At 60.3% G+C, this 22,920-nt stretch carries 29 protein-coding genes; 15 read left to right on the forward strand and 14 right to left on the reverse strand.

The features are described from left to right. Together AADH44_RS01855 and AADH44_RS01860 are read right to left on the reverse strand one after the other, a co-directional pair. Positions 1–387 (reverse strand): hypothetical protein, encoded by a 387-nt coding sequence (locus AADH44_RS01855; protein WP_341953728.1) that lies wholly within the window; start codon positions 385–387, stop codon positions 1–3. Between the two features lie 14 nt (positions 388–401). Then, the gene (locus AADH44_RS01860) at positions 402–1,364 is read right to left on the reverse strand and encodes a cation diffusion facilitator family transporter (protein ID WP_341953729.1); all 963 of its coding nucleotides are present in this window, start codon (positions 1,362–1,364) and stop codon (positions 402–404) included. 23 nt (positions 1,365–1,387) lie between these two features. Between AADH44_RS01860 and proC the strand changes: the two genes are divergently transcribed. Next, on the forward strand, positions 1,388–2,215 hold the full coding sequence (proC, locus tag AADH44_RS01865) for a pyrroline-5-carboxylate reductase (RefSeq protein WP_341953730.1): 828 nt from the start codon (positions 1,388–1,390) through the stop codon (positions 2,213–2,215). On the opposite strand, the gene AADH44_RS01870 is transcribed toward proC, so the two are convergent. Genes AADH44_RS01870 through AADH44_RS01895 form a run of 6 tightly spaced genes read right to left on the reverse strand, consistent with a single transcriptional unit; the run spans position 2,212 to position 8,753 of the window. Then, positions 2,212–3,459 (reverse strand): sugar ABC transporter permease, encoded by a 1,248-nt coding sequence (locus AADH44_RS01870; RefSeq protein ID WP_341953732.1) that lies wholly within the window; start codon positions 3,457–3,459, stop codon positions 2,212–2,214. The genes proC and AADH44_RS01870 overlap by 4 nt on opposite strands. Next, the gene (locus AADH44_RS01875; protein WP_341953733.1) at positions 3,456–4,280 is read right to left on the reverse strand and encodes an ATP-binding cassette domain-containing protein; all 825 of its coding nucleotides are present in this window, start codon (positions 4,278–4,280) and stop codon (positions 3,456–3,458) included. The genes AADH44_RS01870 and AADH44_RS01875 overlap by 4 nt, the downstream gene beginning before the upstream one ends. 49 nt (positions 4,281–4,329) lie before the next feature. Further along, entirely contained in the window at positions 4,330–5,382 is a 1,053-nt protein-coding gene (locus AADH44_RS01880) for a sugar ABC transporter substrate-binding protein (RefSeq protein ID WP_341953735.1), read from the reverse strand. Between the two features lie 20 nt (positions 5,383–5,402). Beyond that, positions 5,403–6,599: an ROK family transcriptional regulator gene (locus tag AADH44_RS01885; RefSeq protein ID WP_341953737.1), complete on the reverse strand. Its 1,197-nt coding sequence runs from the start codon at positions 6,597–6,599 to the stop codon at positions 5,403–5,405. A 50-nt stretch (positions 6,600–6,649) separates the two neighbouring features. Then, positions 6,650–7,321: a TrkA family potassium uptake protein gene (locus AADH44_RS01890; RefSeq protein WP_009773878.1), complete on the reverse strand. Its 672-nt coding sequence runs from the start codon at positions 7,319–7,321 to the stop codon at positions 6,650–6,652. Further along, on the reverse strand, positions 7,314–8,753 hold the full coding sequence (locus AADH44_RS01895) for a potassium transporter TrkG (protein ID WP_341953738.1): 1,440 nt from the start codon (positions 8,751–8,753) through the stop codon (positions 7,314–7,316). Before AADH44_RS01895 ends, AADH44_RS01890 begins: the two co-directional genes overlap by 8 nt. 65 nt (positions 8,754–8,818) lie before the next feature. Here AADH44_RS01895 and AADH44_RS01900 point away from each other — a divergent pair, with 65 nt between their 5' ends. The 3 genes from AADH44_RS01900 to AADH44_RS01910 all read left to right on the forward strand — a co-directional run bounded on the left by AADH44_RS01900 (position 8,819) and on the right by AADH44_RS01910 (position 9,868). Continuing rightward, a complete protein-coding gene (locus AADH44_RS01900; protein WP_341953739.1) occupies positions 8,819–9,301 on the forward strand; it encodes a metalloregulator ArsR/SmtB family transcription factor in 483 nt (160 codons plus the stop codon). Positions 9,302–9,436: 135 nt separating this feature from the next. Then, complete coding sequence (locus tag AADH44_RS01905; RefSeq protein ID WP_341953740.1) at positions 9,437–9,631, forward strand: helix-turn-helix domain-containing protein; 195 nt, start codon at positions 9,437–9,439, stop codon at positions 9,629–9,631. Positions 9,632–9,769: 138 nt separating this feature from the next. After that, positions 9,770–9,868 (forward strand): AURKAIP1/COX24 domain-containing protein, encoded by a 99-nt coding sequence (locus AADH44_RS01910; RefSeq protein ID WP_003792170.1) that lies wholly within the window; start codon positions 9,770–9,772, stop codon positions 9,866–9,868. 43 nt (positions 9,869–9,911) lie between these two features. Here the strand turns inward: AADH44_RS01910 and AADH44_RS01915 are convergent, their stop codons facing one another. Next, positions 9,912–10,676, reverse strand: coding sequence for an HAD family hydrolase (locus AADH44_RS01915; protein ID WP_341953741.1), 765 nt, complete (start codon positions 10,674–10,676; stop codon positions 9,912–9,914). A gap of 18 nt (positions 10,677–10,694) precedes the next feature. On the opposite strand from AADH44_RS01915, the gene AADH44_RS01920 reads away from it, so the two are divergent. Further along, on the forward strand, positions 10,695–10,958 hold the full coding sequence (locus tag AADH44_RS01920; RefSeq protein ID WP_341953742.1) for a glutaredoxin family protein: 264 nt from the start codon (positions 10,695–10,697) through the stop codon (positions 10,956–10,958). Next, positions 10,955–11,254 (forward strand): Dabb family protein, encoded by a 300-nt coding sequence (locus tag AADH44_RS01925; RefSeq protein WP_341953743.1) that lies wholly within the window; start codon positions 10,955–10,957, stop codon positions 11,252–11,254. Before AADH44_RS01920 ends, AADH44_RS01925 begins: the two co-directional genes overlap by 4 nt. Positions 11,255–11,271: 17 nt before the next feature. Here the strand turns inward: AADH44_RS01925 and AADH44_RS01930 are convergent, their stop codons facing one another. Together AADH44_RS01930 and aspS are read right to left on the reverse strand one after the other, a co-directional pair. Further along, positions 11,272–11,580 (reverse strand): hypothetical protein, encoded by a 309-nt coding sequence (locus AADH44_RS01930; protein WP_341953744.1) that lies wholly within the window; start codon positions 11,578–11,580, stop codon positions 11,272–11,274. A gap of 71 nt (positions 11,581–11,651) precedes the next feature. After that, the gene (aspS, locus tag AADH44_RS01935) at positions 11,652–12,980 is read right to left on the reverse strand and encodes an aspartate--tRNA(Asn) ligase (protein ID WP_341953745.1); all 1,329 of its coding nucleotides are present in this window, start codon (positions 12,978–12,980) and stop codon (positions 11,652–11,654) included. 67 nt (positions 12,981–13,047) lie between these two features. Here aspS and AADH44_RS01940 point away from each other — a divergent pair, with 67 nt between their 5' ends. The 5 genes from AADH44_RS01940 to ccsB are packed head-to-tail and all read left to right on the forward strand — an operon-like array spanning position 13,048 to position 17,647. Continuing rightward, complete coding sequence (locus AADH44_RS01940) at positions 13,048–13,683, forward strand: histidine phosphatase family protein (protein WP_341953746.1); 636 nt, start codon at positions 13,048–13,050, stop codon at positions 13,681–13,683. Continuing rightward, on the forward strand, positions 13,680–14,270 hold the full coding sequence (locus AADH44_RS01945) for a TlpA disulfide reductase family protein (RefSeq protein ID WP_341953747.1): 591 nt from the start codon (positions 13,680–13,682) through the stop codon (positions 14,268–14,270). The genes AADH44_RS01940 and AADH44_RS01945 overlap by 4 nt, the downstream gene beginning before the upstream one ends. Then, positions 14,270–15,013: a cytochrome c biogenesis protein CcdA gene (locus AADH44_RS01950; protein ID WP_341953748.1), complete on the forward strand. Its 744-nt coding sequence runs from the start codon at positions 14,270–14,272 to the stop codon at positions 15,011–15,013. The genes AADH44_RS01945 and AADH44_RS01950 overlap by 1 nt, the downstream gene beginning before the upstream one ends. Next, a complete protein-coding gene (locus AADH44_RS01955; protein ID WP_341953749.1) occupies positions 14,991–16,622 on the forward strand; it encodes a cytochrome c biogenesis protein ResB in 1,632 nt (543 codons plus the stop codon). Before AADH44_RS01950 ends, AADH44_RS01955 begins: the two co-directional genes overlap by 23 nt. Continuing rightward, positions 16,619–17,647, forward strand: coding sequence for a c-type cytochrome biogenesis protein CcsB (gene ccsB / locus AADH44_RS01960; RefSeq protein ID WP_341953750.1), 1,029 nt, complete (start codon positions 16,619–16,621; stop codon positions 17,645–17,647). The genes AADH44_RS01955 and ccsB overlap by 4 nt, the downstream gene beginning before the upstream one ends. 143 nt (positions 17,648–17,790) lie before the next feature. Here ccsB and AADH44_RS01965 read toward each other — a convergent pair whose 3' ends face one another. Both AADH44_RS01965 and AADH44_RS01970 read right to left on the reverse strand, forming a co-directional pair. Then, positions 17,791–17,937: a hypothetical protein gene (locus AADH44_RS01965; protein ID WP_341953752.1), complete on the reverse strand. Its 147-nt coding sequence runs from the start codon at positions 17,935–17,937 to the stop codon at positions 17,791–17,793. 54 nt (positions 17,938–17,991) lie between these two features. Then, positions 17,992–18,981 (reverse strand): o-succinylbenzoate synthase, encoded by a 990-nt coding sequence (locus AADH44_RS01970; protein ID WP_341953754.1) that lies wholly within the window; start codon positions 18,979–18,981, stop codon positions 17,992–17,994. Between the two features lie 42 nt (positions 18,982–19,023). On the opposite strand from AADH44_RS01970, the gene AADH44_RS01975 reads away from it, so the two are divergent. The 4 genes from AADH44_RS01975 to AADH44_RS01990 all read left to right on the forward strand — a co-directional run bounded on the left by AADH44_RS01975 (position 19,024) and on the right by AADH44_RS01990 (position 22,648). Next, complete coding sequence (locus AADH44_RS01975; RefSeq protein WP_341953755.1) at positions 19,024–19,437, forward strand: 1,4-dihydroxy-6-naphthoate synthase; 414 nt, start codon at positions 19,024–19,026, stop codon at positions 19,435–19,437. A gap of 64 nt (positions 19,438–19,501) precedes the next feature. After that, entirely contained in the window at positions 19,502–20,485 is a 984-nt protein-coding gene (locus tag AADH44_RS01980) for a 1,4-dihydroxy-2-naphthoyl-CoA synthase (protein ID WP_341953756.1), read from the forward strand. Between the two features lie 33 nt (positions 20,486–20,518). After that, complete coding sequence (locus tag AADH44_RS01985) at positions 20,519–21,628, forward strand: AMP-binding protein (RefSeq protein WP_341953757.1); 1,110 nt, start codon at positions 20,519–20,521, stop codon at positions 21,626–21,628. A 9-nt stretch (positions 21,629–21,637) separates the two neighbouring features. Next, complete coding sequence (locus AADH44_RS01990; RefSeq protein ID WP_341953758.1) at positions 21,638–22,648, forward strand: 1,4-dihydroxy-2-naphthoate polyprenyltransferase; 1,011 nt, start codon at positions 21,638–21,640, stop codon at positions 22,646–22,648. Here AADH44_RS01990 and AADH44_RS01995 read toward each other — a convergent pair. Further along, positions 22,631–22,909 (reverse strand): DUF4229 domain-containing protein, encoded by a 279-nt coding sequence (locus AADH44_RS01995; RefSeq protein WP_341953759.1) that lies wholly within the window; start codon positions 22,907–22,909, stop codon positions 22,631–22,633. The two genes, AADH44_RS01990 and AADH44_RS01995, sit on opposite strands and share 18 nt — an antisense overlap. Positions 22,910–22,920 lie beyond the last annotated feature (11 nt).

Below are 22,920 nucleotides of genomic sequence, written 5' to 3' on the forward strand. Positions count from 1 at the left end.
TTAGTGCCAGAGCACCGCAACGAACACGTTCACCAGTGCGGCAAATCCGGCGAGGTGCAAGAAGGGCAGCGCAGCTTTCTTCTCGCTTGTTCCGGCCGCTAGTGCCTTGCCCTGGCGTGCGCGAGCAACGAGCACGGAAACCAGCACGATAACGGCAAAGATGGTCTTCACGGCGATCTTGGCGTTATTGACGTCTTCGTCAGCCACCTGCAGCAGACCTACGAGGGCAAGTCCGGTCACCAGCTGGGTGATCGCACCGATCAGCATGGTGCCAAACTCGAACCCTTGCTTGCGGCGCAGTTGGAGGGCGAATGATCCGATGATCAGCGACAGCCCAATAATATGGATAACGACTAGGGCGAGAATAATTGGTTCAACATTCATCATTGTGGGTGCTTTCTTTAGTCGTTGCCTTTGATGACGATTGCATCAGTGGGTGGGGCGGCTTCGGTGGGGCGGCGGTAGACGTCTGGCTCGATATAGATCACTCGGGCCATGGGCTCGACGGCACGGATTTCTCGTTCGACGCTGTCGATGCTTTCTGCGACATCCGAGACTCGCGACTGCGCTCCGAAGTCGATCTTGGCGGCAACGAGCAGTTCCTCTGGGCCGAGGTAGAGCGTCTTCATGTGGATGAGTGAGCGTACTTCGGGGTGCGCGTTGATGGCGTCGCGGATCAGGTTGCGCTGCTTCACTGTCGCGCCTTCGCCGACGAGCAGGCTCTTCGTTTCGATGCCGAGAATGACGGCGACGGCCACCAGCAGGATTCCGATTGCGATGGTGCCGACGGCATCCCATAGTGAGTCGTCGGTGAGGATTGTGAGGCCAACTCCGAAGAGTGCGAACATGAGGCCGAACAGTGCCGCTACGTCCTCGAGCAGTACGACGGGAAGTTCGGGGGCTTTGGCGTGACGTACGAATGCGATCCAGCTCTGCTTTCCGCGAACCAGATTCGATTCACGCACGGCGGTACGCAGCGAGAACGATTCGAGCCCGATCGCGATGATCAGAACCGTGATGGGTAGCCACGCCTGCTCGAGCGGGTGCGGATTCTGAAGCTTGTTGATGCCCTCATAGAGCGAGAAAACTCCACCAACGGAGAAGAGGATGATCGAGACAACGAAGGCGTAGACGTAACGCTCGCGGCCATAGCCGAATGGATGCTCGGCGTCCGCGTGCTTCTTGGCTTGCTTGCCACCCAGCAATAGCAGCCCCTGGTTGCCTGCGTCGGCCACCGAGTGAACACCTTCGGCGAGCATTGCGCTGGAGCCAGAGACGGCAAAGGCAATGAATTTTGTGATCGCGATGCCGGTGTTCGCCAACAGTGCAGCGATGATTGCTTTGTTTCCGCCTGACGCGCTCATGTCATCAATCCTAGGATGTTCATGTGACTACTTCTCTTCCTAGCATTGCAATTGTCGGCGCCGGATCAATGGGGGGTGCCATCCTGCAGGGTTTGCTTGACCCTTCGGTGACGGTAACCGGGGGCATCCGCGTGACGAATCGCACCGAAGCGAAGGCTGCGGCGGTGCGTTCTGAGGGGGTGGAGTCCTTTGCGTTGGAGAATACCCCCGACGGCAACGCGCGTGCTGTGAAGGGCGCGAAGGTGGTGATGCTGGGCGTGAAGCCGCACATGATTCCTGACACGCTCACCGACCTTGCCCCGTTTCTTGAGCCCGAGGCGATCATCATTAGTGTCGCTGCGGGGGTGACGACCGCGCGGATGGAGGCGATCGTCGACAATGTTGTGTTGCGTGCCATGCCCAATACTCCCGCAATCGTTGGCAAGGCTGTTACGGGGCTGAGTGCCGGATCGCGGGCAACCGACGATGATCTCGCTATCGGCCGTGCAGTGTTCGAGACGGTTGGCACCGTTGTTGAAACGCCAGAATCGCAGATTGATGCGCTGAGCACGATCTCCGGATCGGGTCCCGCCTACGTTTTCTACTTCATTGAAGAATTCATGCGCACCGCCGTCGATCTTGGGTTCACTTCCGAGCAGGCGCTCACTCTGGTGGCAGGAACGTTTGAGGGTTCGTTGGCGTTGCTTGCGGCATCCGATAGTTCTCCGGAACAGCTGCGTAAGCAGGTAACGAGCCCCAATGGCACCACGGAGCGCGCTGTGGAGCAGTTCCAGGCCGCCGACCTCAAGTCGATCTTTGATCGCGCTACGGGCGCTGCACTGGCGCGAGCGAAGGAACTCGCGGCAGGCTAGAAGCGGCCATGCAGGGCGCGTGAACGGCGCGAGAGCGAGTCGATGATCACAGCGAGGAGCAATACCGCTCCCGTGACCATGTAGCGCACAGACGAGTCGAGGCTCAGCAGCGTGAGCCCGCTCGAGATCGACTGGATAACCACGATTCCGAGCAGAGCAGACCAGGCGCTTCCGCGACCGCCAAAGAGGCTCGCGCCGCCAATGACGGCGGCGGCAATCGCGGTCAGGTTGGTGTCGCCTCCGCCACTGCTCTGGTTGGCGGCTGCCAGCCGTGAGGCAGCCAAGACTCCGCCGAGGGTCGCCAGCGTTGCGCTGACCATGAAGACCGAAATGTACACCCGGTCTACGCGGATGCCGGCACGCCTAGCTGCTTCAACATTGCCGCCGACAGCATAGATTGACCGCCCCCAGCGGGTGCGTTTGAGGGCGAAGTCAACGGCCACGACCAGCACGACGAAGAGCAGGAACATGAGTCCGATACCGCGGTCGGTGTTGAGGTACCAGGCGCCGAACATGAGCGCGACGATCAGGAGTGCCCCACGGAGCAGGATCGCAGTGCGCGACTCGGGTAGGAGCCCAGCACGAAGTCGGCGATTGGCAAGGGAGAGGTGAGAGCCGACATAGAAGGCGGTCGCGAGTCCGGCGAGCACGTAGGAGAGCCAGTCGGGCAAGAACATCAATTGGGCGAATTGCACGATCCATGAATCGAAGGGGATATTTATCGACCCCAACGGGCCGAGGACCCAGAGCTGCAGGCCGAGAACTCCTAGTAGCCCGGCAAGGGTGATCACGAAACTGGGGACACCGAAGCGGGTGAGCAGAAAACCGTAGAACCAGCCGAAGAGGGCACCGACGGCGAGCGCGGCAAGAATCGCGAGCGGCAGCGGCCAGTTCAGTTGGGTGAACGTGACGGCCAGTATCGCTGCGGCAAGCCCAGACAGGGACCCAACCGAAAGGTCGATCTGGGCGAGGAGAAGTACGAGCACTACTCCGAGCGCGATGGTGCCGAGGGCTGCGCACTGCATCGCGAGGTTCACGAGGTTGGCGCTCGACAGGAATGTCGGGTTCAGAATCTGAAAGACGGTCCAGATGATGGCGAGTCCGACAACTACGGGGATTGCGCCGAGGTCCCCTCCGCTCACGCGGGAGCGGAACGCAGCCCATGTTTCTGCCATGCCGGTGGCGGACGCTAGCTCAACACGGGGAGTGCTGTTGCTTGGCGGTCGAGGAGGGGAGGTGCTCATGAACTGAGTCCTTCCTGAGCGCGAGTGAATACTGCACCCTGCAGGGTGGCGCGCCGGGTCACCGCGTTGTCGGTTGCTCCCGTAATCGCGGCAATGATGTCTTCGTAGGTCACATCAGCAACGGCAAAGTCGCCGTTATTGCGGCCGAGACGCAAGACGACAACACGGTCGGCAACAGCCTGCACGTCAGCCATGTTGTGGCTGACGAGAACGATGCCATGCCCACGTTCACGCAGATGTTCGATGAGGTTCAAGACTTCAGCGGTCTGGGCAACGCCCAGTGCAGCGGTCGGCTCATCGAGTACAACAATTGAGGGCTCCCCGATGAGGGATCGTGCGATCGCGACAGTCTGTCTTTGCCCTCCTGATAGACCGGCAACGGGCGTGCGCACTGAGGGAATCTTGGCAGATAGTTGCCGGAGCAACTCCCACGTTCGTTGCTCCATTTCCACTTCGTCGAGGGCGCGAACACCCAGCTCCCTGCCGAGGAACAGATTGGAGACAACGTCGAGGTTGTCGCACAGCGCCAGATCCTGAAACACCGTCGCGATGCCTAGGTCGCGCGAGTCTGTCGGGTTGGCGAGAGAAACCTCATCGCCGTAGTGGGTGATCGTGCCCGAGGTGGCCTGATGGACTCCGGCCAAAATCTTTACCAGCGTCGACTTGCCCGCACCGTTGTCGCCAACGATGGCGACAACTTCGCCAGGATAGATGTCGAGCGACACATCGATCAACGCTTGAATCGCGCCAAATGACTTGTTCATTCCGCGGAGCGAAAGGATGGGCTCATCGTCTGAAGTAGTCGGGCTGACTGCGGTCATGAGACGCTCTCTTCCTTGCTCGAAACTGCGGGGACTTCGTAGTTGGCCATTACTGAATCCCTGCCGCTGCACAGGCCCGGGCATACTCGCTGGTGCAGATCTGCTCGACCGTGTAAAAGCCACCAGCCACCACGGTCTCCATGATGTTGTCGATAGTGACAATCACCGGGGTCAGCAGCGTCGTCGGGATGCCAATGGTGTCTTCGCTCAACCCCACGAGCGTCTCGCCATTGAGCAGCGCAACCGCGTTCGTTGCCGCAATCTCTGCTTGGAGCTTCACATCCTTGTACACGGTCATGTACTGGTCACCGCTCACTATGCGTTGGATGGCGGTGAGCTCAGCATCCTGACCAGTTACGGGTGGCAGCGGCAACACCCCGCCAGCCTTGAGAGCCGCAATTGCGCCACCGGCGGTTGCATCATTTGCGGCGTAGACGCCGACGAGGCTGTCACCGAACTGGGTGACTTGGCTCGCCATCCACTCCTGGGCTTTGTCTGGACTCCAGTCGGGCGTATCAAATTCGGCAACGATCGTGAATCCGCTGCCGTCGATCACGCTGAGTGCGCCCTTTTTGAACAGGCGGGAGTTGTTATCGGTGGGGGAGCCGTTGATCATCACGATGCTTCCGGAAGAAAAACCGTCGGCTGCCAGCTTCTCGACGAGCGCCTTGCCCTGAAGTGCACCAACTTTTTCGTTGTCGAACGAGATCCAGAATGCGAGCTCCGGGTTGCCGACGAGCCGGTCATACGAGATCACCGGCACTTTGCGCGACTGCGCGGCTGCCACGATTGTTACGGCAGCAGATGAGTCGACGGGGTCAAGCACGAGAACACTGATTCCTTGCGCAAAAGCAGACTCGGCCTGCTGCTGTTGCTTTGCGGGATCCTGATCGGCGTTGGCGTAGATCACCTCACACTCGGGGCACAGCTCAGCAACCTTCGCCTCAAAGAATGGGCGGTCGTAAGCCTCGTAGCGGGCCGTCTTTGACTCCGGCAACAGCAGCGCAATCCTGCGCTCAGCACCAGCACCGCTCGGACCGACAGCCGTGCATCCGCCAAGGAACAACGCGACAAAAATCAGCGAGGCAATAGCTCTGACCATCCGCGGTGACCGTGTGGCCCTCATGATGAGACAGCCGAGGGTGTTGCAGAGTCGGCGCCAATCGTGAGCTGGTCGATCGCAAAAGCGATCGCACCCAAGAGCTCTGTTCGCGCGCCAAGTTGACTTTGCACGAGATCGGCAGCCCGATCGGGGCCAACGATGACGGCACGCTCCATTGCGTGCCGCATCGGTCCGAGTAACAATTCGCCAGCCTGCGCCAGCTCGCCGCCCACCGCGATCCGGTCAGGATCAAGAACGTTGCAGATGTTTGCCGCAGCAACCCCCAAATGGCGGCCGGCATCAGCAATCGCTCGGATGCACGCGGCATCACCCGCGATCGCTTTCACCACAACATCGTGCAGCTTGAGCCCGCGGCGGCCCGCCCGCACCGACTCGATAATGGCTTGTCCTCCGACCAGCGTTTCGAGGCATCCACGATTTCCACAGCGACACAGAGCGCCGTCTTCGTTAAGCACCATGTGCCCGAATTCACCCGCGGTGCCGTTGTGGCCGCGAAATACTGCCCCGTTCAAAATGAGCCCGGCACCGATGCCCTCATCCACACTGATGTAGAGAGAGTTGGGTTTGCCGCGCAACGCACCGGAACGGTACTCGGCGAGTGCGCCAAGGTTGGCGTTGTTATCGACATACACAGGGCTGTTAAGGCGGATACCCAAAGACTCCGCAACGGGCACACCATCCCAGCCGCGCATGATGCCGGTGCGGGTGATGATGCCGGTGGACAGATCCATGGGAGCGGGCATCGCGAAGCCGACCGCGAGAATCTCCTCGTGGGTGGCATCCACAGACTCCAGCATGTCGGTGATGAGCTGCGCTGCCCGGTTGAGTTCGTTGTCGGCACGATGGTCTTTTGCCAGCGGCATGTGCTGTTCAGAAACGACCGTGTGAGCAACATCAGAAAGGGCTACGCGCATGTGGCGCTCCGAGAAATGCACTCCAGCAACAAGACCGAGAGCGCGGGCAAGCGTCACCTGATGGGCGCGCCGGCCACTGCGAGTGCTCGGGTTTGTTGCCAACACTCCGGCGGCCGCAAGTTCCTTGACAATGTTGGAGACAGTGGCAGGAGAGAGCCCAGTTACCCCGGCCAGTTCTATCTGGGTGAGCCCGCCGTGATGCTTCACCGCGTCGACAATGCGAGCGCGGTTCGCTTCGCGGAGCGAAGATTGCGACCCCGGGGTCGCCCGTATTTTGCTCACTGAATCAAGATACAGGTAGGCAGGGCCAGAGAATCAGTCCACAAACGGGGCTAACTCGCTAGTGTCGCGAACTTCTCGATGTTCTCTGAGTTGCCACTGACAATCACGAGATCGTGATTCGAGATCACAGTCTCGGGTGTCGCATAGGTGAATTCCTTGCCGGGCGACTTCACGCCGACCACGGTAATTCCGTACTTGCGGCGCACTTGAGATTCGCTGAGCGGCACCCCACGAATCGGTTTCGGCGGGTACATTTTCACGATCGCGAAGTCATCATCGAACTCGATGAAGTCGAGCATCCGGCCCGAAACCAAGTGGGCAACGCGCTCGCCAGCTTCAGCCTCCGGATAAATCACGTGGTTGGCACCAATGCGATTCAGAATCTTGCCATGGGAGCGACTGATCGCCTTTGCCCAGATCTGCGGAATCTTGAGATCGACTAGGTTCGCGGTAATGAGCACGCTTGCCTCGATTGAGGAGCCAACGGCAACCACCGCGATCGAAAAGTCTTCGGCGCCGATCTGGCGCAGGGCATCGATGCTGCGAGCATCCGTCTGCACTGCATGCGTGACGCGCTCTGACCATTTCTGTACCAGACCGAGGTCTTCGTCGATAGCGAGAACTTCGCGGTCGAGGCGCTGCAGCTGACCGGCGGTGGCGGCACCGAAGCGGCCGAGACCGATCACGAGTACCGGCGCATTGTGCGGAATCTTGTCAACCAACGATGGGCCTCTCTTCTGCTCTTGTGAACAATTGTCGGCGCTGACTGGCCGCAAGGGCTGCCGCCAGAGTAACCGTTCCCACTCGGCCTGCCCACATTGTGGCAGCGAGGATGTATTTGCCGCTATCGGGCAGAGACTCGGTGAGCCCTGTCGAGAGTCCACAGGTCGCAAAGGCAGAGATCACATCAAAGAGCACTCGATCGAGTGGTTCTTTCGTGATCTGCAGTATCGCGACGGTCGAGATCGCGACGATCGTTGCGCCCCACAGGGTGACGCTCACTGCCAGTCGCAGCACATCGGTGGGGATGCGGCGATCGAAGGCGTGCATGTCATTATCGCCGCGGGCTTCGGCGAGAGCAGCCAAGAAGAGCACAGCGAGAGTGGTGACCTTGATTCCGCCAGCAGTGGATGCCGAACCGCCACCCACAAACATCAGCATGTCGAACACCAGCAGCGTTGAGCCATTGAGCTCATTGATGTCGATGGTCGAGAAACCGCCAGACCGCGTCATTGTCGACAGAAATGTCGCCGTCAGCGGACGGGATACAAGGCTTTGACCGCCGAGAGTATTGGTGTTATTCCATTCGAGCACGATGATCGCTATTGCTCCGAAAACAATCAGCACTAGCGTGGTCGCGAGGGTCAGGCGGGCGTGCACCGAAAGGCGGGCACCGGCCTTAATCTTGCGCACAACGGCGAAGATTACGGGAAAGCCGAGGCTGCCCAGAAACACGCCGGTACCGATAGCTCCGAGCATCCACGGGTCTTGGGCGAAAGCTTCCATGCCGCTGACCGCGGGCACGAAACCGGTGTTAGTGAAGGCGGATGCCGCAAAATAGAACCCTTGCCAAATGGCGGGCCAGACGTCGAGACCTTCAACCAGCAGCCGCGGGATTATCACGAGAGCCAGCACGAACTCGATGGCTAGCGCGCTGATGGCCACCGTCGCGAGGAGTCCACCAATTTCTCCTAAGCGAATTGCTTGCGATTCAGAAACGGGCCCTACGTGGATTCGTGACGGGTTCGAGTCGCTGGCAGCAATGAGCCGTTGACGTAGTCCGAGGCGACGCGAGACAACGAGGCCGAGCATGCTGGCAAGGGTGAGCACTCCGATGCCGCCAACCTGCAGCCCGATCAGGATTGCGGTGTTGCCGAATGCCGACCAGTGCGTGGCCATGTCTACGGTGGTCAGGCCGGTGACACAGATTGCCGACACCGCAGTGAACAGGGCGTCGACGAGGGGAGTGGCTTGGCCGTCACGGGCAGCGATCGGCAAGACGAGTAGCGTGGTGAGCACGATCACGAGCGCAGAGAAAATGGTGATCGCGAAGCGAGCCGGGGTTGCGGCGGCGAAACGATCAATCAGGTCGCGCACTTGACTGGCGATACTGCGCTCACGACTATATGCACGCATGGGTGACCGCGGACTCATAAGTTTTCTCTCCCCACGCACAGGAGGCCATGGTACTCCCCAGCAAGCCCGACTACCCTTATGTCATGGCCGACATCTTTGACGTAGTAGCCGATTCAACGCGGCGCAGTCTTCTCACCGTGCTGCTCGAGCAGTACATCGCCTCTGATTCTCCCAGCGGTGAGCTCAGCGTGAGCGAGATTGTTGAGAAGCTCGATTTGAGCCAGCCGACAGTCTCCAAGCACCTCAAGGTGCTGCGGGATCATGGCTTGGTTTCGGTGCGTGAAGAAGGCCAACACCGGTACTACCGCCTCGACTCGTCACCCCTTGAGGAGGTCGAAGACTGGTTAATTCCGTTCCTGAGTGCCGATTTCCTCGATGACTTCGATGACACAGTTCGTGACTCGACGGGTGCATTTGCGGCCTGGTCGGGGGCGGATGTCGGAGACAACTTCGGTCGACAGGTCGCCGAGCGCACCCATCAGGCCCGTTCCGCACTTCACGACGTCTCTGAGGCTGCTAAGCAGCTCCCGCGCAACGTCCGCAATCGCATCTTTGGCAAAGATTAGCTCGCAGGCGCGCCGCCGGTGCTGGATTAGGGCTGGACACCGAGTCACACCAGCCCCTATTGTTACCGATTAGCACTTCAGTCACACACTGCGGGTGCTGTGCAGCCGTCTGTGAAGCTAAGAGGGGCTAGTCCAATGTCACGTGATCTCACTGAGATGCGCTTTCTCACCGTCGCCGAAGTGGCCGACATGATGCGTGTCTCCAATATGACCGTGTACCGACTTGTCCACTCCGGTGAGCTGCCCGCAGTTCGCTTTGGTCGGTCATTCCGCATTCCGGAATCGGCTGTCGCGAGCGCCGTAGCACCCTCGATCTCTGAGGTCGGCTAGCAGCGAACATTCAGGTTGGGTTCGCTCCCCGTTCATCGAATCTTCAAAACCCGCCCGGTGCGGTAAACTCTTCCGGTATGTCTTTCCGCGGTTCTGAATCGGACCGGGTCGGTTCGTTCAGAAATCAGTGAGGTCCCTATGGGTTCAGTCATCAAAAAACGTCGCAAGCGCATGGCCAAGAAGAAGCACCGCAAGCTGCTTCGCAAGACGCGCCACCAGCGTCGCAACAAGAAGTAGATAGTTTTACCGACCGCGCTTCCGCACGGCTCGGTGTTAGTTACTAACGACCGCGCTTCCGCACGGTCTTGGCCTGCCGCTTAACTCGCCTTCTCGCCTCTTTCAGGCCTGCGCGGTTGAGCGGCAGAACGTGCCATCCCATTTTTTGGGCGTAGTCAGTTAGCTTCGCATCCGCATTCACGGCAACGCGGTTTCCGACGGCACTCAGCAGCGGGATGTCGTTGCTGGAGTCTGAGTACGCCCAACATTCAGCGAGGTCGGCCCCGAGTCGCTCCGCGAGTTCTGTGGCAACGATAGCTTTCTCGGCACCGTGAAGTACGTGACCGTCGAGTTCTCCCGTCAGAACGCCATCCCGGGCGTGCACACGCGTGCCCAGTGCTCCGGTGAGCCCGAGCCTCGTCGCTATCACGTCAGCAACGAACTGCGGGGTTGCCGTGACCAGCCACACTTCGTGCCCCTTCGCAAGGTGCTCTTGAGTGAGGTCGACGGTTTCTGGCCACAGGTTAGGCAGAATGTCGCGCTCGTAGATCTGCTCGGCCAGCTCAAACAGTGTCTGTTCGGAGTGTCCGCCAACAATGGCTAGGGCACGTTCCCGTGCGGTCGCCATATGTTTGTGGTTCTCGCCCACCGACACGAAGCGAAACTGCTGCCACGCAAAACGCGTGATATCGCGCCACCCCACAATGCCGCGGCGCCAAGCTTCTTTGACGAGGTAGTACCCGCTCGCCCCACGCATCAGGGTGTTATCCACGTCAAAGAACGCCAGAACAGTGTTCTGACCAGACAGGGGCGTCGTTACCTCGTGCATCCGCATTATTCTAGGGTTGTGGCTACGAAACGTCTGACATTGATTGGTAAACCCGGTTGTCATTTGTGTGACGATGCTCGAGATGCGATCACCCACGTCATCGCCGAACTGTCACCAGAGCTCACGATTGAGCTTACGGAACAGTCGATTCTCGAGGACGAAGAACTTCGCTTGAAGTACTCGGATGAGATTCCTGTAGTCCTCATCAACGACCGCGTGCACACCATCTGGCGTGTCGACCCCGCGCGGCTCAGCGCCGCACTTCAGGAGGAATCCGAATGATCCGTCACGTCGTCATGTGGAAGCTCAACGCCGAAGACACCGAAGGTCAGAAATCCGCAGTCGATGCCATGGCTGCAGCCCTGGAACCCCTTGTGGGCCAGATTGAGGGCCTCGAAAGTGTCACGGTGCGCCCGAATGCTGCCAACACTGCGGCCAACTGGGATGTCATCCTTGAGTCTGACCACACCTCGGTTGAGGCACTGGCCGTGTACGCGACCCATCCGCTGCATGTCGCAGCCGGCGCCGTAGTCAAGGCGAACACTCGCGAGCGGGCATCGGTCGACTTCGAGCTCTAGCACGGCCCACCGCGGAGCTACTGTCGAGCCGAAGGTTGCTTCTTGATAGGGATCGGGCCCGTCAGGTGGTTCTTGATCGAGTCACGCTCAGCGGCCAACGACGCGAGCGTTCCGCTATCGAGGCCAGGCTGCAGCATGTCGTCGAACGGATTGCCTATTCCTGTCTTGGCGTGCACAATCTCGGCATAGTTGGTGGCTGCAGCGGCAACCTGCGCACTCGCCCGCTGAGCCTTCTTCAGCGACACCGGCTTGCTGCCCACAACTTCGGCATGCTTATTGAGCGCCTTTTTCAGATCCTTGAGCGCCGCATCAATTTTCTTTGACATGTCGTCATCCTGCCTTAACGGGTTGCGTGCTGGCTATGGGGTGGTGTGTCGGAACTTGTTGTCCGTGGCAGCTACGGGGTGAGCCGTGTCGGTCCACGGAACAGGTAGGTGGCCTCGCGCAGGTTCGGCAGGCCGAGCATGAGCATCAGCACGCGGCCAAGGCCCATGCCGAAGCCGCCGTGCGGCGGCACGCCATAGCGGAAGAAGTCGAGGTAGAAGTCGAGCTCCGCCGGGTCCATTCCCTTGTCACGAATCTGCGCCTCCAACACGTCAACGCGGTGCTCGCGCTGGGCGCCAGTAGAAATCTCGACACCGTTGTAGATGAGGTCATAGCTGTTGGTGAGGCCAGCATCATCCGCATGACGCATGTGATAGAACGGGCGGATGCTCGAGGCGTAGTCGGTCAAGAACACGAAATCGTGGCCGTAGGTTTCTTTCACATAGGCGGCGATCTGGCGCTCACCCTCTGGGTCCATATCGGCGTCGGTCCGCGGCACCGTGTAGCCACGATCGCTGACGATCTGCTTCGCCTCCGCCAGCGGAATGCGGGGGAATGGTGCCGTCGGCACCGTCAGCTCAATGCCGAACAGTTTTTCGATCTCGTCGCCGTGCTTGTCTTTGACTGCCTGGAACCCGATGATCATGAGCTCTTCGTGCATTTTCATGACATCTTCGTGACTATCGATCCAGCTGATCTCGTTATCAACCATCGTGAACTCGGTGGCGTGACGCGACGTGAAGCTGGGGTCGGCGCGAAAACTGGGGGCGATCTCAAAGATCTTGCCGAACCCGGCTGCCTGAGCCATCTGCTTGAAGAACTGTGGGCTCTGCGCCAAATAGGCCTTTGTGTCGAAGTACTCGACCTCAAAGAGTTCCGCCTTCGACTCACTCGCGCTGGCCATGAGCTTGGGGGTGTGAACCTCAATGAAGTCGTTCTCGACCCAATAGGTGCGCCACGCGTGTTCGAGAGTGGTTTGGATGCGGAAAATCAGGCTGTTGCGCGGCACCCGCAGGTCGAGGAAGCGCCAATCCATGCGTTTGTCGACGCTGGAATCTTCAGCGATCGGAGTCTCGGGGATAGCCTCAGCAGCAATCTCGAGTCCATCAAGCTTGATCTCAACGCCACCGAGCTTCACGCGCTCGTCGTGCTTGAGTTCTCCCGTCGCGGTAAGGAAAGTGCCTTGGGCGAGGCCCGAAATGGTCTCGGCGAGCGCATCCTCAGCGGGCGTGCCGTCTTCGTTGAATGAGCGGGGGTGAACAAGCTGCACCGCACCCGACTCATCGCGCAGCACAACAAACTGCACCTTCTTTTGATCTCGCACGGTATCGACCCAACCCGAAACAGAGGTTGCTCCATCGCTTGCTGCGGCCAAGTTCTTAATGAGGGTGCGTGTAGTCACGGGGCCGAGTTTACAAGGGATCACGGGGGCGAAAGTGCGCCGAGGCAGCAGACGTAGACTGAATACCGTGCCAGCAGACCTCATCCATCTCGTTCGCCACGGCGAAGTGCACAATCCCGACCGCATTTTGTACGGCCGGCTGCCGGGGTACCACCTCAGCGAACTCGGGCATCAGATGGCGGATGTCGCGGCGGCGAGCCTGGCCGGTCGCCCCGTTACGGCGCTCTACGCGAGCCCGTTGCAGCGCGCCCAAGAGTCAGCGCAGCCGTGGTCCCAGCGCTACTCGTTGCCGATCATCACCGAAGACCGCATTGTTGAGCCTGCCAACTGGTTCGAAGGCGGCCGTTTTCGTTTTCCCCACGTTTTGGGCAACCCCCGAGCCTGGCCGCAACTGATCAACCCCATGAAGCCCAGTTGGGGCGAAGCCTTTCTCAGCGTTGAAGCGCGGATGCTCGAAGCCATCGATGAAGCGTGGGCTGCTGCCAATGGCGGCGAAATAGTGATGGTTAGCCACCAAATGCCGATCGTGATGGTTGCTCGTTCCGTGAAGAAAATGCGCCTTGCACACGACCCGCGCCGCCGCCGCTGCACCCTCTCCAGTATCACAACGCTGGCCCGCAAGGGTGATGAGTTCATCGAGGTTGACTATCAGGAACCTGCGGCAGAATTGCTTGCAGCATCCACCGATTTAGGAGCAGTGTGAACCGCCGTCTCATCGCCGTTGTTCTGGCGGGTATCGCCCTCGCCACGGTTTCCTGTTCTTCGCCGAATGAATCTCTCGCGGAGCAATACCAGAACGGTTCTGACGAGGGCTATATCTCTGGTGACGGGTCGACCGTCGAGATTCCCCGAGGCGACCGAGATGATGCCGTTAGCTTCGAGGCCACTCTCGATACCGGCGAGACCGTCTCGAGCAGTGACTTCGCTGACTCGGTCTATGTCGTGAACTTTTGGTACTCCAGTTGCCCACCGTGCCGCCTTGAGGCCCCAGACCTGGCGGCGCTCAGTGTCGAATACCCCGAGGTGCCGTTTCTCGGCGTGAACGTCTCAGACACTGCAGAAACGTCCCGTACGTTCGCTACCGAATTTGGTGTTCCTTATGCCTCCATCGTGGATGCCAAGACCGCGGGGGTTCAGCTTGCGTTCGCCGGTTCTGTTCCTCCCAACGCAGTGCCGACCACTCTCGTTGTTGACAGCGATGGCAGGGTCGCGGCCCGCATTAGTGGCCTTGTGCGTGATCCGAGCATCCTCGCAGCGATGATCGATTCAGTCGTCGCCGAGGCCCAGTAGTGTCGAGCCCGGTCGGCGAGCTGATTCTCGGCGGCAATCTTCTTCTCGCGCTTCCGATCGCGCTGCTGGCGGGCCTTGTCTCGTTCGCTTCGCCCTGTGTGCTGCCGCTCGTGCCGGGTTATCTCGGGTACATCGGTGGGTTCACGAGTGCAGAAAACAAGGGCAGCACGAAGCGTCTTGTTTTAGGCGTTGGGCTGTTTATCTTGGGCTTCACGATCGTTTTTGTGGCGTTTACGGTGCTGTTCGGCACCGCGGGGTTGTTGTTGCGACCGTGGCTTGATCTCATCACTCGTATAGCTGGTGCTCTGGTGATTGTGATGGGGTTGGTGTTTATCGGGCAGGTCACTTTTGCTCAGCGCACGATCCGGCCACAAATGAAAGTTGCGACGGGCCTTGCCGGCGCACCGCTGCTCGGCATTGTTTTCGCTCTCGGCTGGACGCCCTGTGTCGGCCCAACGCTCATTGCTGTTGGCAGCATGGTGTTGGAGGGGGGAGACCCGGGCCGCGCAGCAATCGTTGGCGTCGCCTACAGCTTAGGTCTCGGCATCCCGTTCCTGCTGGTGGCTCTTGGCCTGAACTGGGCGACGAACTCGGTGGCGTGGATGCGTCGCCACATCCGCATAATTAACCTCATTGGCGGGGCATTGCTCGTGCTGATTGGTGTGCTCATGGTCACCGGAGTGTGGCGTGCAATCGTGACAAGTTTGGGGGCGGTGATCGGTGGCTTCGACACAATCCTCTGATTCAGTGACCGGTGGTGACGCAACGCGTCCCAGTGACCATATGGATGCGCCAGAACCGCCGAGCAAGATTCAGCAGCCGCGCCTCGGGCCCGCTGGTTATGGGCGGTTCTTCTGGCGGCAACTCACGAGTATGCGCACAGCGTTATTCTTGCTGCTGCTCTTGGCGGTGGCCGCTATTCCTGGTTCGCTGGTTCCGCAGGTTAGTTCTGACCCCAACGGTGTTATTGCGTATCGTCGCAACTATCCAGACACCGCTGCTGTTCTCGACTTCTTCCAGGTCTTCACCACCTACACCTCGGTGTGGTTCTCGGCGATCTACCTACTGCTCTTCATCTCACTTATCGGCTGTGTGCTGCCGCGCACTAAGCACCATTTCGATGCGCTTCGTGCGCGACCCCCCAAGACCCCTGCGCGGCTGTCGCGGCTCGAAGGCTTCACGACGCGCACGACGGAGGCGGATGCTGCCACCGCTGTCGAGAGCGCCCGTCGTCTCTTGAAGTCGCAGCGCTACCGCACCGAGCTCTACGGAGACTCGGTCAGCGCCGAGCGTGGATACCTGCGCGAAACCGGCAACCTCATCTTCCACTCCGCCCTGGTAGGGGTGCTGCTTGCGGTAGGGGTCGGTGGCGGATTCGGGTACACGGGTCAGCGCGTCGTTGTTGAGGGTTACGCCTTCAGCAATTCACTTGCCAGCTATGACTCCTTCAATCCGGGTCGCTTCTTCACCGATGAAGCACTTCAGCCGTTCACGATCGCGCTCGATTCGTTCGAGCCGGTGTACGAGCAGTCGAATCGGAAGGCGCTCGGACAGGCCGTTGACTACACCGCGAATGTAACAACCACGATGAAGGGCGCAAGTTCTCAGACTGCCCGAATCAAGGTCAACGAACCGCTGAGCGTTGGCGGCACAAACGCCTACCTTTTGGGCAATGGCTATGCGCCGGTACTGACAGTGCGCGATAGCGACGATAAAGTCATCTGGTCGCAGCCGACTGCCTGCCTCCCCTTCGACGCCAACTTGGGCAGCACGTGCGTGATCAAGATTCCGGATGGCCTTGAGCAGCAGATCGGAATGCTCGGCTTCCTCTACCCCACAACCGGCACCCTCAGCTCGGGCGCACTAGTCTCTGTGTATCCCGACCTCGTTTCACCTACCCTCACCCTCGAGGTGTACGAGGGCGATCTCGGCCTCGACAACGGGCAAGGAACCAACGCCTACGCACTCAACACGGACTCGCTTTCGCAGATCGCCGGCCGTAAATCTGACGCCGACACGATTCGACTGAATCCAGGCGACCGGGTGGACCTTCCCAACGGCCTTGGCAGTGTGGAGTTGGCGAGCATCCCGCGCTTCGTGTCGCTTGATGTGCACCACGATCCCTCGCAGGGACCCGTGCTGTTATTTGCGATTCTGGTGATTGCCGGTCTCGTAACAAGCTTGTTTGTTCCTCGCCGACGCATGTGGGTTTCGGCGACAACAGACAGATCCGGAACAACAACAATCGAATACGCGGCGCTGGCGCGTGGAGACGACCCCAATCTTGATGCGGCCGTCGCTGAATTTGCCGAGAAACATTCCCAGCAACTGACGATTAGGGTGGACTCGTGACTGAGACGTTTGTGTCGTATTCCTTGATCGCTGTCTATTCTGCGATGGCGATTTATACTTTGGCGTTCGTGATGTTCGCCACCGATTTGGCGCGCCGTTCTGCCGAGCTAAGTGATGCGTCTGCGGCAAGCGCGACAGGTCTCGCCTCCGCCTCGGCGCGCAGCACAGGCATGATGGCGGCAGCGTCCTCTGGCGCTGCGAGTGCTGGTAACGCTGGTTCAGGCACGACGACCCTCACGCGTGACGCTGACGCTGACGCCAACGCCAATCGTCAGCACTCACCCAAGTACCTTCGCCTCGCAATGGCGCTGACGGTCATCGCTTGGGTGCTGCACGTCAGTGCTGTTGTGTTCCGCGGCGTTGCGGCAAACCGAGTGCCGTGGGCCAACATGTTTGAGTTCACGCTCACCGCCACCGCGCTTATCGTCGGCGTCTTCCTTCTGGTGCAGTTCTGGCAAGACCTTCGCTTCTTGGGCTCATTTATCACCGGCTTCTCATTGATGGCGCTTGGCGTCGGCACCACAAGCTTCTATGTGGATGTCGTGCCTCTGCCGCCAGCTCTGCAATCGGCCTGGTTGGTCATCCACGTTTTCGTTGCCAGCCTGAGCACTGGCGTCTTTGCCCTCGCAGCGGGGCTCTCTATTGTGCAACTCATGCAGTCGCGTCGAGAGACCGGAAAAGCTCTCAAGCTGCGTTTTCTTGACACCCTGCCTGCCGCAGAGCGCCTCGAGACTTTGGCTTACCGACTCACTGTCGTCGGTTTCGTCATGTGGACCTTCACCCTTATGGCCGGTGCGGTGTGGGCCGAACGTGCCTGGGGCCGTTACTGGGGCTGGGACACCAAGGAGGTCTGGACCTTCATCATCTGGACCATCTATGCCGGTTACATCCACGCCCGTGCAACCCGCGGATGGCGCGGCTCACGCTCAGCGTGGCTCGCGATCGTTGGTTTCGCCGCAATCGTCTTCAACTTCACGATCGTCAACCTGTTCTTCAAAGGGCTCCACTCCTACTCAGGGCTGTAACCACGCACCTCAGGTGACGTTGCACTTTGAGCGACGCTGCCACGGTCGACGCTGCGACGGTGGAGTGAAAACGCTGGGGCGCACCGAGCAGCACCCCAGCGTTTGATCGAGAGAGCCCACTGCGGCTCAGAGTGATCCAGGCGCTAGCTGGCGGGCGCCGAGACGGTCGCATCCGGTCCAGTATCGGAGGTTGCTGGCGCGGGAGGGGGCGACATGCAGGCGCTCAACACGCCAACACCCAGCAGGCTGAGCACAGCAAGAGCGAGCACGCGATGCGACTCAATACTCATCTTCACTCCTCCATGATCGACCAACGGTGTCCAGCATAGTGAGCCACCCGTTCGCTACTGTGAGTAGTTTTTACCTAGTTCATGACAGCGTTCAAGGCGCGAAAGCCACCACTGTGTGCGCTCAGGATTAGCAGCCCAGCGAGTGAGAAGTGCTTCGTCGGCATCCACTCGTCGAACCTCGATCCGACCGCCACGTGCGCGCAACGGAGACGCAGTGACGTCGGCCGCGAGGAGGGATGCTGTCGCGAGCCCGCAATCAAAGTCGAGCGGATCAATAGCGCCAGCTAAATGCGCACCCATCGCAAGCCCCACCGAGGTTTCGAGCGCGCTAGAAACCACCACGGGCAGCCCGGCCTCGGCGACAACGCTGAGCGCGCGAGAAATACCGCCAGACGGTTGTGCTTTGATCACGAGCAAATCGGCGGCACCCGCCCGCGCAACAGCAAGGGGATCCTCTGCCTTGCGAACGCTCTCATCTGCCGCCACCGGGATGTCCATGTAGGCAATGCGGCTGCGTAACTCACCCAACTCCTCAACGGTGGCGCAGGGTTGCTCCACATACTCAAGGTCGAACTTTGCGAGGGCATGAACGGCACGCTCAGCCTCATCGACCGTCCACGCCCCATTTGCATCAATGCGGATGCGACCTACTGGCCCCATGACGCGACGCACCTCGGCAACGCGAGCGACGTCATCCGCGAGAGTATGGCCAGGTTCGGCAACTTTGACCTTTGCTGTTCGGCAGCCATCGAAGCGTTCGAGCACGGCTTCGACGAACTCCGCATCCACCGCGGGAACCGTTGCGTTAACAAAAATGTGGTCACGTACCAGCGGGGGAGTCTCGTTCCAGGCGTAGTCGATCGCGGCCATCAGCCACGTAGTCGCCTCTGCATCGTCGTACTCGACGAAGGGAGAGAACTCGCTCCACCCTTGGGGCCCGCGAAAAAGCAATGCTTCACGTTGATCGATGCCCCGAAAACGGGAAGTCATGGGAAGGGACACCACGTGCGCGGTGTCGAGAATTTCGTTCACTGAAGGGAACATGTTCCCAGTCTGACAAGTTCCACCGTCAGTTAGGGTAAATGCGTGACTAATCCGGGTGATCTTGAGCGTGTCGCGACCAAAGTCGTGCCCTACTACGTCGTGGGGGTTGTCGACGAGCAACCGAAAGTTTCGCCCGAACCGCCCGAGCGCGAGACTGCCGACCGCGATAAAGTCATCCGCCCCCGACCGACTTGGGTTGGTTTCATCGCCGCCGCACTGGGTCTGACAACGCTCGTGCTCTTCATCGTGGCGATGCTCGTGGCCACCGGGGGAGATTTCCCCGCAGGAACCGTGCTCGGCTACGTCACTGTGATCGTATCGATTTCGGCCGCCGTCACCTCCCTCATCAGCCTCATCTTGGGCTTGCAAAGACGCTGGGCGGCATTCGGGTTGGCCTTGGCGATCCTTGCCAACCCCATCGTGCTCGTCGCGGTATTTCGCTTCTTCGGGAGCTAACGACAGCCGCGCATCCACGGTCCGGCGTCAGGCAGCCACAGGCCCCAATCGCTAGGGTGGAGCCATGGCGCTGGTTTCAGAAATTTTTGACGAAAAGTTGTGGCGTTCAGTCGCCGGATTCGATGACCTCACCGATGTCACCTACCACCAAGATGTGACCGGCACGGTTGCGCGTATCGCCTTCGACCGCCCCGAGGTGAGAAACGCGTTCCGCCCCCACACCGTCGACGAGTTGTATCAAACGCTCGACGATGCACGGCAGAATCCGCGCATCGGTGTCGTGCTGCTTACCGGCAACGGGCCGAGCGAAAAAGATGGTGGCTGGGCATTCTGTTCAGGCGGCGACCAGCGCATCCGCGGTCGTGCCGGCTATGAATATGACGGTCAGACCGGCGCAACGAACCCCACCGCAGCACGCGCCGCCGAACCTGCAGATGTTTCAGAGAAAGCCGCAGCAGATGCTGCCGCTGCGGCTGGAGCACGCCGAGCCGCGGCCGGACGCCTTCACATTCTTGAAGTGCAGCGCCTCATCCGTTTCATGCCAAAGGTCGTTATTGCTGTCGTTCCCGGCTGGGCTGCCGGCGGCGGTCATTCACTGCACGTCGTCTGCGACCTCACCATTGCTAGCGCCGAGCATGCACGCTTCAAGCAGACAGATGTCGACGTGGGGTCTTTCGACGCCGGCTACGGCAGCGCATACTTCGCTCGCCAGGTCGGCCAAAAGTTTGCCCGAGAAGTGTTCTTCCTCGCCCGCGAATATGATGCCCAGCGCGCCCTCGACGCGGGAGCGATCAACGCCGCCGTACCCCACGCCGAGCTCGAAGCAACTGCCTATGAATGGGCGCAGACGATCATGACCAAGTCGCCCACCGCCATCCGGATGGTGAAATTTGCCCTCAATGCTGTTGATGACGGACTTGTGGGCCAACAAGTATTTGCGGGAGAAGCGACGCGACTGGCCTATGGAACTGATGAAGCAGTCGAAGGCCGCGACTCATTCCTTGAGAAGCGCGCACCAGACTGGTCGCCGTTCCCCTGGCAGTACTAAGCAATGGCAGCCCTCAGCGACGGAGCACAAGCTATGACACGAGAACTCTGGTCGGTTGACGCGCGCGATCCGCGCAAGGTCTGGGCTGCGCTCGTACCAGCGCTCGACGGAACGGGAGCCGCGATTCTGCCGCACCCCGCCTCCCCCTCTGGTCTGCCAGAGACCGTGCCCGCAAACGTTGCGGTTGTCGTCGAAACGAGCGGATCGACCGGCCGACCCAAACGCGTGATGCTTAGTGCTGAGGCGCTAAAGGCGAGTGCTGTGGCATCCGAAGTCCGGTTGGGCGGTGCGGGGCAGTGGCTATTGGCGGTTCCCGCTCATTACATCGCCGGAATCAATGTGCTGGCGCGCTCACACTTTGCGGGAACCGTGCCCGTAATGATGACGCCGAGTGGTTTCTCTGCCGAAACCTTTATCGCCGCAGCCTCCGCGCTCACGGCGGAGCGCCGGTTCACCTCACTCGTACCGGTGCAGTTGGCGCGACTACTCGAATCAGACGTCGCCGTTTCGACCCTGGCAACCTTCACTCGGATTCTGGTGGGCGGCCAATCAATACCTGTCGCCTTGCTGGCGGCGGCGCGCGCTCGCGGTCTCGCCGTCACGACAACGTACGGGTCGAGCGAAACCAGCGGCGGCTGCGTCTGGGACGGCATACCCCTGCCGAGCGTCAGCATGCGGCTGGTGGATGATCGCATCGAACTCGCTGGCCCCCTGCTGGCCGAGGGCTACCTCGACGACCCCCGGCGCAGCGCATTCTCATTCCGGGAGCACGATGGCACGCGCTGGTACCGCACCGACGATGTCGGCGAAATGGTGGACGGCGTACTGCAGGTTCGTGGCCGCGCCGACGACATGATCATTTCTGGCGGAGTGAAAGTGTCACTCGCCGAAGTGGAGACCGCCGTGCAAGCGCTGCCCGGCCAGAGTGCCGCCGTTGTTGTTGCTGCGCCGCACCCTGAATGGGGAGAGGCACCGGTGGTCATTACGACATCCGCGATTGATCTCGACCAGCTTCGAGGGTTGGTTGCGGCTCAACTGGGGGCCGCAGCAGCACCCGCCCGAGTGATGCTGATTGATGAGATTCCGATGCTCGCGACAGGAAAACCCGACCGCCTGGCCTTAGCGTCAGTCGTGCTTAAGTAGAATCCCACCGTGGCCTCTCCTAAACAGCAACGCATCGACCCTGCAACCGTCGCACCGAAATCCAGCACCACTTCGGCGCAGAAGAAGAGCGGTCGTCCCGGTGCTCGCCCACCGAAAGCACCCAAGATCGCGAAAGCAACGGCGCGCGACTGGATTGGTGGTGCCCGCATTCAGACTCTGCCACTTGCCTTTGCGCCCGTGGCGCTGGGCACGGCAGCAGCCTATGTGCTGCCCCATGAAGAAGACGGAGCCGGATGGCACTGGTTGCGTGCTCTGCTGTGCCTGATCGTTGCGGTGTCGCTTCAGATCGGCGTGAACTTCGCTAATGACTACTCCGACGGAGTGCGCGGAACGGACAAGAACCGGGTTGGTCCCAGCCGCCTCACCGGCTCGGGCGCCGCTCGACCACGCACCGTCATCACTGTCGCTTTCGTGTGGTTCGGCTTCGCCGCTGTGGCCGGGCTCATCATCGTGATCCGCAGCGGACACTGGTGGATGCTCGCCGTCGGCGCCCTCGCGATCGTGGCCGCGTACTTCTACACCGGTGGCAAACGCCCCTACGGTTACCTCGGCCTTGGCGAAGTGTTCGTCTTTATCTTCTTTGGACTCGTCGCTACCGCAGGCACCACCTACGTACTCGCCGACACCGTGACTCTTGAATCGTGGTTGGCGGCCGTGGCCGTCGGACTGTTTGCCGTCGCGACGCTCATGGTCAACAACATCCGGGATATTGAGCAAGACAGGATCGCCGGCAAGCGCACACTCGCCGTGAGGATCGGTAACCTCCCGTCGCGCATCTTCTATGTTGTTGCGATGCTTGTGCCGTTCGGCATCCTGGCCGTATACACGCTGCTTTACGTCAACGCCTACCTCGTGTACTTCGTGCTGCTCGTCGCATTGCCAGCGTGCGTCATCGTACTGACAGCCAAGACGGCTTCTGAGCTTGTCTTGGCGCTGCGCCTCACTGGGCTCACAGCCCTGCTGTTTGGCCTGGGATTAGCCTCAGCGATCGCCTTCTAGGTCGCGCCGATCAGCGGTGAGGTCTGCTTCAGCATCTTCCGCATTGCGGTCAGGGTCGTGGCTGGGGCCTGAACGTCGGGCAACAATATCGAGGGCAACGGAATCCCGGAGCTTGCCGAAGAAGATATACGACACCGTGAATCCGACGATTGCGGCAATCAGGGCTGAAAGCCACCAGTCAACCTGCGCGACCATCAGCAGCGCAAACACCGCCGCGAAGATTCCGAGCCGCACCAGTGAGTAAATGATCCAAGGTTTCACGCCAACAGTCT

It is taken from the genome of Salinibacterium sp. TMP30, from assembly GCF_038397785.1.
Taxonomy (GTDB): Bacteria; Actinomycetota; Actinomycetes; order Actinomycetales; family Microbacteriaceae; genus Rhodoglobus.